At 68.4% G+C, this 10,675-nt stretch carries 12 protein-coding genes; 5 read left to right on the forward strand and 7 right to left on the reverse strand.

The window, feature by feature from the left end; all coding sequences use genetic code 11:
* Nucleotides 1–60: 60 nt before the first annotated feature.
* Nucleotides 61–285, reverse strand: a complete 225-nt coding sequence (locus QZ755_RS09170; protein ID WP_294322096.1) for a hypothetical protein — start codon at nt 283–285, stop codon at nt 61–63.
* A gap of 205 nt (nt 286–490) precedes the next feature.
* On the opposite strand from QZ755_RS09170, the gene QZ755_RS09175 reads away from it, so the two are divergent.
* Nucleotides 491–631 (forward strand): hypothetical protein, encoded by a 141-nt coding sequence (locus QZ755_RS09175; RefSeq protein ID WP_294322098.1) that lies wholly within the window; start codon nt 491–493, stop codon nt 629–631.
* Nucleotides 632–636: 5 nt separating this feature from the next.
* On the opposite strand, the gene QZ755_RS09180 is transcribed toward QZ755_RS09175, so the two are convergent.
* A complete protein-coding gene (locus tag QZ755_RS09180; RefSeq protein ID WP_294322100.1) occupies nt 637–1,251 on the reverse strand; it encodes a S24 family peptidase in 615 nt (204 codons plus the stop codon).
* Between the two features lie 96 nt (nt 1,252–1,347).
* On the opposite strand from QZ755_RS09180, the gene QZ755_RS09185 reads away from it, so the two are divergent.
* Nucleotides 1,348–1,533, forward strand: coding sequence for a hypothetical protein (locus QZ755_RS09185; RefSeq protein ID WP_294322101.1), 186 nt, complete (start codon nt 1,348–1,350; stop codon nt 1,531–1,533).
* The gene (locus QZ755_RS09190) at nt 1,530–1,841 is read left to right on the forward strand and encodes a hypothetical protein (protein WP_294322103.1); all 312 of its coding nucleotides are present in this window, start codon (nt 1,530–1,532) and stop codon (nt 1,839–1,841) included. The genes QZ755_RS09185 and QZ755_RS09190 overlap by 4 nt, the downstream gene beginning before the upstream one ends.
* A gap of 4 nt (nt 1,842–1,845) precedes the next feature.
* Here the strand turns inward: QZ755_RS09190 and QZ755_RS09195 are convergent, their stop codons facing one another.
* From QZ755_RS09195 to QZ755_RS09205, 3 genes are read right to left on the reverse strand one after another with little or no spacing between them, the layout of a single operon-like run.
* Nucleotides 1,846–2,604 carry a hypothetical protein gene (locus QZ755_RS09195; protein WP_294322105.1) on the reverse strand — a complete coding sequence of 253 codons (759 nt, stop codon included), beginning with the start codon at nt 2,602–2,604 and terminating at the stop codon, nt 1,846–1,848.
* Nucleotides 2,601–3,842 carry a TIGR04063 family PEP-CTERM/XrtA system glycosyltransferase gene (locus QZ755_RS09200; protein ID WP_294322107.1) on the reverse strand — a complete coding sequence of 414 codons (1,242 nt, stop codon included), beginning with the start codon at nt 3,840–3,842 and terminating at the stop codon, nt 2,601–2,603. Before QZ755_RS09200 ends, QZ755_RS09195 begins: the two co-directional genes overlap by 4 nt.
* Before the next feature lie 57 nt (nt 3,843–3,899).
* A complete protein-coding gene (locus tag QZ755_RS09205) occupies nt 3,900–5,267 on the reverse strand; it encodes a short-chain fatty acyl-CoA regulator family protein (protein WP_294322109.1) in 1,368 nt (455 codons plus the stop codon).
* A 163-nt stretch (nt 5,268–5,430) separates the two neighbouring features.
* Here QZ755_RS09205 and QZ755_RS09210 point away from each other — a divergent pair, with 163 nt between their 5' ends.
* Nucleotides 5,431–6,213 carry an SDR family oxidoreductase gene (locus QZ755_RS09210; RefSeq protein ID WP_294322111.1) on the forward strand — a complete coding sequence of 261 codons (783 nt, stop codon included), beginning with the start codon at nt 5,431–5,433 and terminating at the stop codon, nt 6,211–6,213.
* Between the two features lie 444 nt (nt 6,214–6,657).
* Here QZ755_RS09210 and QZ755_RS09215 read toward each other — a convergent pair whose 3' ends face one another.
* Entirely contained in the window at nt 6,658–7,368 is a 711-nt protein-coding gene (locus QZ755_RS09215; RefSeq protein ID WP_294322113.1) for an SDR family NAD(P)-dependent oxidoreductase, read from the reverse strand.
* A 122-nt stretch (nt 7,369–7,490) separates the two neighbouring features.
* On the opposite strand from QZ755_RS09215, the gene QZ755_RS09220 reads away from it, so the two are divergent.
* Entirely contained in the window at nt 7,491–8,210 is a 720-nt protein-coding gene (locus QZ755_RS09220; protein WP_294322114.1) for a hypothetical protein, read from the forward strand.
* A 152-nt stretch (nt 8,211–8,362) separates the two neighbouring features.
* Here the strand turns inward: QZ755_RS09220 and QZ755_RS09225 are convergent, their stop codons facing one another.
* Nucleotides 8,363–10,618: an NADP-dependent malic enzyme gene (locus QZ755_RS09225; protein ID WP_294322116.1), complete on the reverse strand. Its 2,256-nt coding sequence runs from the start codon at nt 10,616–10,618 to the stop codon at nt 8,363–8,365.
* Between the last annotated feature and the right edge of the window lie 57 nt (nt 10,619–10,675).

Genomic DNA, 10,675 nt, shown 5'->3' on the forward strand with positions numbered 1-10,675 from the left:
GACATCGCGCCGTCCTAGGGTTTGTCCTCGATCGCAACAAGCACAAACCCGCCGTGAAGGTCAGTGAATCGTACCCCAGGCGGCGGGGTGTTCCAGCAGCGTGACCAGTCGGGCGACCTGACGCCAGCGGCAGAATTGCACGATATTGTCGCGGTCACGCGCCTTGCCGGCACGGGCGGCGGCCTCGTCCGCCGCGACCGGACCATATTCGGCCATCAGTTCATGCGCCTTTGCCAGATCGGACAGGTCGGCGATGTACGGTGGCAGCATGGCAGGTTCGAGCATGGCATCCCGTGGTTCATGGATCGTGCCGGAACCGAACCGACCGCCTTCCCCGCCGTCTTCGATCGTTAACGGGAACAGCGCAATCCCGGATCGGCACGAACCGGTGTCCCGATGCGATACAGGCGGGACGGGAGTGGCGCGCCGCCGCCGACTATGGCAAGCGACGGGAATGAACAGACCACCCCATACGCCGAAAGCCGGCGGGATGCCGATCGCGCTGGGCGTGATGGGCGGCGCGATCGTCGGCGCGGTGTTCGGCGAGGCGACGATGGGCCTGCTGATCGGACTGGCGCTGGGCATCGCCATCGCCATCGTCATCTGGCGTCGGGATCGGCCCATCCCCTGATCCCGCTATAGCGCGCGCGACAGCCAGACCACCCGGCCGACAATGTCCGGGGTGCCGTCGATCGCGATCGGCGGATAGGCGGGATTGTCGCTGACCAGTTCGACCCCGCCCGGCATCCGTGCCAGCCGCTTGACCAGCAGCACCCCGTCATGGCGCACGACATGGATCGCGCCCGACACCCCACGCCGGTCGCCGCCATCGACCAGGATGGTGTCGCCATCGGCCAGCGTCGGCAGCATCGAATCGCCCGCGACGGCGATCACCGCCCCCTGCCCCGGCCGTACCCGCAACTGACGCAGCAGCGCGGCGTCGATCCGCATCGCGCCGTCGCCGCGATCTTCCTCCACCAATCCGCCCGGCCCCGCCGACGCCAGCGCATCAATCCGCCGCACCGCGACCATCTCGCGCACGACTGGTCCGCCCAGCACCGCCTCCGCCACGCCCAGATAGCGCGCGAGCGTCGCCCGGTCCCCTTCCGACAGGCGCCGGGGCGAACCGCGTTCGATATATTGCTGCATATAGGCGGGATTGCGCCCCAGCAGGCGCGACAGTTCCGACAGGCTGGCCCCCCGCTCGGTCGCCAGACGCGCGATCGTCGCACGCACATCGTCCAATTCCATCGCCGCGCTCCCTTTAGGAATTTTCCTAGACATGTTGGATTTCAAAGAACAGATCAAGAACATTCTTGAGTCGAAGGAGTAGGCGGGAGGTTATGGATGCACACCATATTGCAGCGGATCAGCCGGCATCTGCAGGAAACGGGAATGCCCGAAACGCTGTTCGGACGGCGGGCGGCGGGCGATCCGCGGCTGGTCGGCGACCTGCGCAACGGACGGCAGCCGCGCCCGCCGCTGATCGCCCGGATCGAAGCCTATATCGACGGACAGGAGCGGCCGGAATGAGCCGGGGGCCGGACGCCACGGCCCTGCTGGAACGGCGGTTGCGCATCGCGGCAGAGGCGGCGGGGGTGTCGATCGCCATTTCCGAATCGGCGTGGACCCCATGGGCCAGCGCGACCTTCAACGGCGCGCGGCATCAGCTGACCCTGCGGAGCGACGATGCCGGATTCGCGCCATGGCTAACCGCCCTGCCCGACGCTGAGTTGCCGCTGCGCGGACATCTGGTCGCCGACCTAATCGTGACGGGCGGCACGGCCGGACCCGCTGGATCGATGGCGACGATCGAGGTGCTGACCGTCGAGGAACGCTGACGTCCTACTCGCCCCCCGCCATCCGGCGCAGTGCGCCAAGTGCGGAGGCGAGGCCCGGATTGGCGACTTCTGCGGTCGCTTCGGGCTTTTCGGGGCGGTCGTTGCGCCGACGCTGCAAACCCCGGTCGAGCCGGTCGATCAGGTCGGACAGGCCCGCCGCCGTCGGTGCCGGATCGGCGACCGGTTCGACCGGCGGCTCGACCGGCGGTTCCGGTGCCGGTTCGTCCGCGGCGATCGCTTCCGGGTCGGCTGTCACGGGACGGAAGAGCGGGCGTACCGTGGGGGGCGGTGCCGCGGGCACCATCGGCAGCGCCGCCGGATCGAACATCGCCATCGGCGTGTCGAGGTCGCGCGGCAGGGTGACCTCCGCCTCCCCCGGCGCCACGGGATCGAGGAACGGCATTCCCAGGTCGCGCGCGGCGCGCACCGGCGGGCGTGGCGGGGCGTCGGGATGGGCGTCGGCGCGGCGGACGCTGGGTGGTGCTTCCTCGACCACCGCGTCGGCAGCGGGCAGCGCGACCGGGCGGCGAACGGCGAGCAGGGTCAGCGCGATCCAGACCGGCACCGCGACAGCCAGCGCCGTGACCAGCATCAGCGCCGCGCGCGCGGTCCAGCCGAGCGGCGGGGCAGCAATCGGCAACAGCGCAGGTAATCCGGTGCCGGACACGACCGTCTCGATCCGCCACATCGGCACGACGGCGATCGCGATGGCCACGATCAGCCCGGACGCGCCCGCGACCATGGTGGGCAGCGAGCGGTTCATGCGTCCACCATCGATGCATTGCCGAGCATCGCACCGCTCCGTCGGGCACCGATCAGGCGCTGGTACAGCGGCTGATAGCGCGCGACGTTCGATGCCCAGTTACGCTCCGCCTCGACAAAGGCACGGCCCCGGTCGCGCATCGCCTCCCATCCCGACTGGTCGGCCAGCAGCGCGGCGACCCGCGGCGCCAGCGCAGCGGGATCGTCGGGCGGGAACAGCGTGCCGGTGTCGCCGTCGCGGATCAATTCGCGGTGGCCGCCGACATCGGAGGCGGCGACCAGCCGGCGCTGCGCCATGGCCTCCAGGGGCTTGAGCGGCGTGACCAGATCGGTCAGCCGCATCGCTTTGCGCGGATAGACCAGCAGGTCGACCAGCCCGTAATAGCGCTCGACCTCATGATGGGGCACGCGGCCGATGAAGTGGATGGCGTGGGCGACGCTCGACGCCGCTGCCTGTGCCCGCAGGGCCGCCTCCATCGGGCCTCCGCCGACCATCAACAACCGCACATTCGGCCGTGCCGCGACCAGCGCCGGCATCGCCGCGATCAGCGTGTCGAGGCCTTCATAGTCATAGAAGCTGCCGATGAAGCCCAGCACCTCCATGCCCGCGAGGCCCAATTCGGCGGCGAGCGCGGTGTCGGGCGGGGGCGGATCGCCGAACAGGGTCAGGTCGACGCCGTTGGGCGACACCATGATCTTGGCCGGATCGATGCCCCGCGCCACCAGATCGCGGCGCAACCCTTCGCAAATCACCGCGACACCATCGGCGCGGCGCACCGCCCATGTCTCCAGCGCACGAGTCGCGCGGTAGCGGGCGGAACCTTCGGTCCCCGTGCCGTTGCCGACCGCCGCATCCTCCCAGAAGGCGCGGATCTCATAGACCAGCGGCAGGTCCCGGCGCCGGGCGACGCGCAGAGCGGCGAGGGCATCCAGTACCGGCGAATGGGCGTGGAGGATGTCGGGCCGAAATTCGTCCACCACCCGGTCGATCGATGCGGCGAAAGCGTGGATTTCCGCCAGTTCGCCCAGTGGCGCCGGTAACGCACGCGGCGGCACGGTGCGGTGGAAATCGATCCCGTCGACGGTTTCGCGCGGGACCTTCGTCACACCCTGCCGCGCGCCGGTGACCGCCGCGACCTGCCACCCGCGCGCCATCTGCGCGGTCAGGATCGCGCGCGTGCGGAAGGTGTAGCCGCTATGCAGCGGCAGGCCATGGTCGAGGATGTGTAGGACTCGCATACCAACGTCCTGCCACGACAGGGTTAAGGGAGAGGTAACGGCACCCTATCGCTCCGATCAGTCGCCGGCAAAGGCGAAGGGGGTCAGCCCGCCTTCGCGATCGTCCAGCCGCATGGCGCGGGCGTTGGGCGGGGCGGAGCGCTGCGGACAGTCGCCGCGGGTGCAGGCGCGACAGCCCGGCCCCACCGGCACCCCTCCCGCCGACAGGTCCAGCCCGCGTGCGGCGCCCAAGGCCCCGGCCTGATCGGCGGCGACGCCCAGCATCATGACGAAGCGCGCGCGCACCTCCCCCGCCAGTGCGCCGGGCGGGGTGACGGTGCGCGACTGGGTCAGCCAGCGCCCGCCGCCCTCCGGCTCGACCAGCTGCACGATCGTCTCCCCACCGCGGGCGAACGCATCGAACGCGCCGAGCAGCGGACAGGGGGCCCCTTCGACCAGCGGCGACTGGCTAGCCCCGGCAAAGCGCTTCGACACCTGCCCCGCCCGGTCGAGCCGGAGCAGGCAGAAGGATAGCCCGCGGGCGCCGACCCGGTGCAGCGTGGTCAGCCGGTGGGCGACATGTTCATACCCCGCCCCGAACCGCCGGCCGAGCAGCGCAAGGTCATAGCCGGTCGCCTCGCACGCGCGCAGGAACCGGGCATAGGGCATCATGACGGCGGCGGCGAAATAGCCGTGCAGGTGGCGGCGGAGCCATTGCTCGGCGGTCCGGTCCGACAGGCCCGCGCCACGCACCACGGCATCGACTTCGGCCCGCGCCTCGGCATGGCCCAGCGCACGGGCGAGCGCGAAGGTGCGCGAGGCGGGATCGAGCCGTTCGGACAGTTGCAACTGCCGCGCGTGCAGGTCGGTGCGATGCAGCCGGTCGGGCATCACCTCCACCGGCAGCAGCCGGACCGAGAGGTGGTGGCGGACCCGCAGCCGATCGGCCATCGCCGCTGTCGGATCGCCCCCGGCCAGCCGCAGCTCGTCGGCCAGCGCCTCCGCCTGCGCATCGAGGTCGGGGAAATGGTTGCGCCAGCGTTCGATCGTCGCGCGCGCCTCGGCCGACGGATCGGTCGTGGCCGGTGCCCCCGCCCCGCCACCGCCCAGCCGGTCGAAGGCGCGAGCGAACGCCTCCGCCCCGCCCGGCGCGGCGGACAGCCATTCGGCGATGTCGGCGCGGTCGAGCGACAGGTCGGCGAACATCGGGTCGGCCAGCCGGCGGCGCAGCCCCTCCGCACCGCCGCCGGGTTCGCTGGCCGCCAGCGTGCGCGCGTCGAAGCCGTAGCGTTCGGCCAGCGCCACCAGCAGCGTCGCGGTCAATGGTCGCTGGTTGCGTTCGATCAGGTTCAGATAGCTGGCGGAAATCCCCAGCGCCTCGGCCATCGCCGCCTGGGTCAGTGCCTGCCCCCGGCGCAGGCGACGGACGGCGTGGCCCGCGAACATCTTGCTTTCCACAGGCTCCTCCCCGGTTGCGCTTGTAAAGAGCTTACAGAAGCGGACAATCGATACAAGACAGACGAATGCGCCCCTTTTTTGTTTCTTCGGTATCAGCTATTCACCCCGCAACGATGTCTTTTCGAACATCGGGTTTGCAGGAGACGATGCAATGGACACCAACAGCCTGTTCCGGCTCGACGGGCGCACCGCACTGATTACCGGCGGGTCGCGCGGCATCGGGCGGATGATCGCCGCCGGCTTCGTCGCGCAGGGGGCGCGGGTGTTCGTATCGGCGCGCAAGGCCGACGCCTGTATCGCCACGGCCGAGGAAATCGGCGCGACCGCCCTGCCGCAGGACGTATCGAGCGTAGAGGGGTGCCGCGCGCTGGCAGATCGGCTGGCCAGCCATACCGACCGGCTCGACATCCTCGTCAACAATGCCGGCGCGGCATGGGGGCAGCCGTTCGAGGAGTTCCCCGAAAGCGGGTGGGACAAGGTGATGGACCTGAACGTCAAATCGCCCTTCTTCCTGACGCAGGCGCTGCACCCGATGCTGAAGGCCGCCGCATCGCGCACACGGCCCGCCAAGGTCATCAACATCACCTCGATCGATGGCCAGCGTGTCAATCCGTGGGAAACCTACAGCTATCAGGCGTCGAAGGCGGCGCTGATCCACCTGACGCGGCGAATGGCGGCGCGGCTGGTACAGGACGCGATCCATGTCACCTCGATCGCGCCGGGCGCCTTTGCCAGTGAGATGAACAAGGCGGCGCGCGACCATGGCGACGGCGTGGCGAAGCGGATTCCGGCGGGGCGGATCGGCGTGGACGAGGATATGGCGGCGGCGGCGATCTATCTCGCGGCGCGGGCCGGCGACTATGTGGTCGGGGAAACGATCACCGTCGACGGCGGGCTGGTCAACGCGTCGCTGGGTGGATCGATCGACGGTTGAGCCGCCAAAGTTCACGAAGTTCACACTCGTGCGCGGTTTGTGACGTGACGCGGGATCGGGCGGTCGTACGGTATTGTCAGATATCCGTACCCCGTGAGGTTTACCGTACCCCCGCGCAGGCTGGGGTCCAGAGCCGGGCTGACCAACGGTAGCGGGTGGTACTCCTGGCCCCCCGCCTGCGCGGGGGTACGAGCCGAGATGGAGCGGCTGCGGCAGACGCAAGGGGCGATGTATCTTCCCGGCGGGTCAGGCGATAGCCAGGTCCGCCCAGGTTTGACGGAGGGTTTCCTTTACCGCGTTCCAACCGCCAAAGTTCACTAAGTTCACACTCGCGCACGGTTTGCGCGTCATCGATCGTCCGGCGAACACAGGCTGCGCGGACGGGGTGCCGGACGATGGGAAAGAGCGGCCTCGACCCTGCCAGCGCCGCATGGTGTAGGAAAGTCAGGGGACGATCTCGGCGCCGTCCCATGCGAAGATGCGGCCGCTCTGCGCCGGGGTCAGGCCATCCAGCACCGCCAGCAGGCGTTCGGCGCTATACGCCGGAGCGAACAGCTTTTCCGCCGGCACGCCGCGCTGGAACGGCTTGCTTAAGGACGTGTCGACCGTGCCGGGATGGAGCGCGACGCATACCGCCCGTGGTCGGGTCCGCGCGAGTTCGATCGCGGCGGTGCAGACGATCTGGTTGAGTGCCGCCTTCGACGCGCGATAGCCGTACCAGCCGCCCAGCCGGTTGTCGGCAATGCTGCCGACGCGCGCGGAGATGCAGGCGATGGCGGACGGTGCGTCCTTTGCCAACAGCGGCGCGAAGTGCTTCAGAGCCAGCGCCGGGCCGATCGTATTGATCGCGAACAGGTGCGCGAGGCGATCGGCATCGAGGTCGCGCAAGGATCGTTCGGGGCCGCCGCTGTCGTCGTGCAGGATACCGGTGGCGACGATGACGCGGGTGAGCGGCGTGTCGATGCAGGCGGCGGCGGCTTCGATCGAGGCAGGGTCGGCGATGTCGATCGGGAGGTATTCGACGCCGGCCGGAAGCGTGGCGGGTTCGCAGCGCGCGGCGGCGGTGATGCGGGTGTAGCGGTTCGATGCGGCGAGGGCGGAGATCAAAGCCGCACCGATCCCGCCGTTCGCGCCGATCACCATGGCCGTCGTCATCACCGCCTCCATTGCTCCAACGTAAATCGCCGCGTTCAAAGTGCTGCTGCCATTTCGCCGCACTTTGACCCCCGCTGCACGAACCGTACAACGCACCTGCACAAAAAAGGTCTGTCCTATCGATGGTTATTGTCCGTTACGCCGCCTTGATGCTGACGATCGTCGGCGCCGTTCCTGCCGCTGCACGCGACGTGGCCGATTATCCGGACATTCCCGAACCGATGGTGTTCGACATGGTCCGCCCGATGGGCGCGCGAAAGGGCGAGTTGGAAACCAACGTCCTCGCGCTGTCGCCGCTGTCGGGACAGGAGCGCGCGGTCGAATGGGCGCCGGAGGTGGAATATGCCGTTGCCGACGGCTTCGCGCTGGAGTTCGAATTGCCGTTCGAAGGCACCCGGCTGGCCGAACTGAAGATGGGCGCGCAGGCGACGATCGGCACGTTCGATCGGGGGCGTGCCGTCCACGGGCTGCAATATCTGGGCATTTACGAGCGCGAGACCGGGCGGACGTCGCAGGCGCTGCTCTATATGCTGGGGCGTCGGCACAATGAACGGATCAGCACGATGACGATGGTCGGCGTCGGCGATGTGCGGCTGGGCCAGTCGGAGAGCGACGCCGGGCTGCTGGTCAACCATTCGACCTTTTACGACCTGAGGCGGGACCGGATCGCCGGGGTCGAGGTCAACTACAAGTCGCACCGCGATGGCGGGGTCGCGGTGATCCCGCAATTCCATGCGCCGTTGGCGCAGAAGGTGAACGTCCAGATCGGCACCGGGGTCGACAAGCAGCGCGGCGCACGCGCGCGGCCGGTGGGAGGCGTGCGGTTGATCAAGGAGTTTTGAAGGTCACTTCGTCATTCCCGCGAAGGCGGGAATCCATATACGCTGACGTCAGCGCTGGAATCACTTCCGTTGCGTATATGGATCCCCGCCTTCGCGGGGATGACGAACGATCTGGCAGGGACGCTCCCTAACGGCAAGCGCCCCTGCCCCGTTCACCCCACCATGCCGCCTGCCGCCAGCACGGCGAGCGTCACCAGTTCGTTCGCGGTTGAGGTCATCGGCGCGATCTGCACCGGCTTTTCCATGCCGATCAGCATCGGGCCGATCACGTCGTCGCCGCCCAGTTCGCGCAGCAGCTTGGCCGAGATGTTGGCCGATTGCAGCCCCGGCATGATGAGGACGTTGGCCGGCCCCGACAGGCGGGCGAAGGGGAAATTTGCCATCTGACGCGGGTTGAGCGCGACGTCGGGGGCCATTTCGCCTTCATATTCGAAGCCGACCTGCCGCTTGTCGAGCGCCGCCACGCCGTCGCGGACGTTATCGATCCACTGGCCCGACGGATTGCCGAAGGTCGAGTAGCTGAGGAACGCGACGCGCGGTTCGTGGCCCATCCGACGGGCGACGGCGGCGGTGCGTTCGGCGATGTCGGCCAGTTCATCGGCGCTCGGCCGCTCGTTGATCGTCGTGTCCGACATGAACACGGTGTGGCTCTGTCCCACCAGCAGGTGGATGCCGAACGGCACCTTTCCATCGACCGGATCGATCACGCGGCGCACGTCACGGAACGTCTGCGCATAGGTGCGGGTGATGCCGGTAATCATCGCATCGGCGACGCCCAGCTGCAGCAGCACCGCACCGAAGGTGTTGCGATCCTGGTTGATCAGGCGCTCGGCGTCGCGCTTCAGGTAGCCGCGCCGCTGCAGCCGTTCGTAGAGGAAGTCGACCATCTGCGGCACCATCTCGCTGGTGCGGCTGTTGTGGACTTCGTAATCCTCCGGGTTCGCGACGCCCAGCGCGCGCAGGCGGTCATGCACGTCGTCGCGGCCGACCAGCACCGGAATGCCATAGCCGCCTTCCTTGAAGGCGATGGCGGCGCGCAGCACGACTTCCTCTTCACCCTCCGCGAACAGCACACGCTTGGGATGCGCGCGGGCGCCCTCATAGGCCATGGTCAGGACCGAGGTGGTCGGGTTCAGGCGCGCGCGCAGCTGCTGGCGATAGGCGTCCATGTCGAGGATCGGACGGGTGGCGACGCCCGAATCCATCGCCGCCTTGGCGACGGCGGACGGCACCAGTTCCATCAGGCGCGGGTCGAACGGCGCGGGGATAATATAGTCGGGGCCGAAGCTGTGCTGCGTGCCATAGGCGAGCGCGACTTCCTCCGGCACACGTTGCCGCGCCAGTTCGGCGATGGCGGTGGCGGCGGCGATCTTCATCGCGTCGTTGATGCCGGTCGCGCGCACGTCGAGCGCGCCGCGAAAGATGAAGGGGAAGCCGATGACGTTGTTGACCTGGTTCGGATAGTCCGAACGCCCGGTGGCGACGATCGCGTCGGGGCGCGCGGCCTTGGCCAGTTCGGGGCGGATTTCGGGTTCGGGGTTCGCCATCGCGAAGATGATCGGCGACGGGGCCATGTCCTTGACCATTTCGGGCTTCAAGGCGCCTGCGGCCGAGAGGCCGAGGAACACGTCGGCGCCGTGCAGCGCCTCGGTCAGGGTGCGGCGGTCGGTGGCGGCGGCATGGGCCGACTGCCACTGGTTCACGTCGTCGCGCCCCTGATAGATCACGCCGGTGCGGTCGCACATGATGACGTTGTCGTGGGCGACGCCCATCGCCTTCATCAATTCGGTGCAGGCGATGGCGGCGGCGCCCGCGCCGTTCACCACGACTTTGACCTCGGACAGCTTGCGCTTGGTCAGCAGGCAGGCGTTGATAAGGCCGGCGGCGCAGATGATCGCGGTGCCGTGCTGGTCGTCATGGAAGACCGGAATGTTCATCCGTTCGCGCAGCGTCTGCTCGATGATGAAGCATTCGGGCGACTTGATGTCTTCGAGGTTGATGCCGCCGAAGCTCGGCTCCATCAGCTCGACCGCGTCGATGAAGCGGTCGACATCCTCGGTCTTCAGCTCGATGTCGATCGAATCGACGTCGGCGAAGCGTTTGAACAGGACCGCCTTCCCCTCCATCACCGGCTTGGACGCCAGCGCGCCGAGGTTGCCGAGACCGAGGATCGCGGTGCCGTTCGAGATGACCGCGACGAGGTTGCCCTTGGCAGTATAGTCGTACGCGCAGGCGGGGTCCTCGTGGATCGCCTTCACCGGCACCGCGACGCCGGGGGAATAGGCGAGCGCCAGGTCGCGCTGCGTCGCCATCGGCTTGGACGCGATGATCTCGATCTTGCCCGGACGCCCTTCGGAATGGAACAGCAGCGCCTCGCGCTCGGAAAATTGGTCGGTGGTTTCGGACACTGGCGCTCTCCCGTTTCCATGGGCTTTACGCAGGGGAAGGCGGATCGGGCAAGGGTG

The sequence above is a fragment of the uncultured Sphingomonas sp. genome, from assembly GCF_913776855.1.
In the GTDB taxonomy this organism is placed as follows: Bacteria; Pseudomonadota; Alphaproteobacteria; order Sphingomonadales; family Sphingomonadaceae; genus Sphingomonas.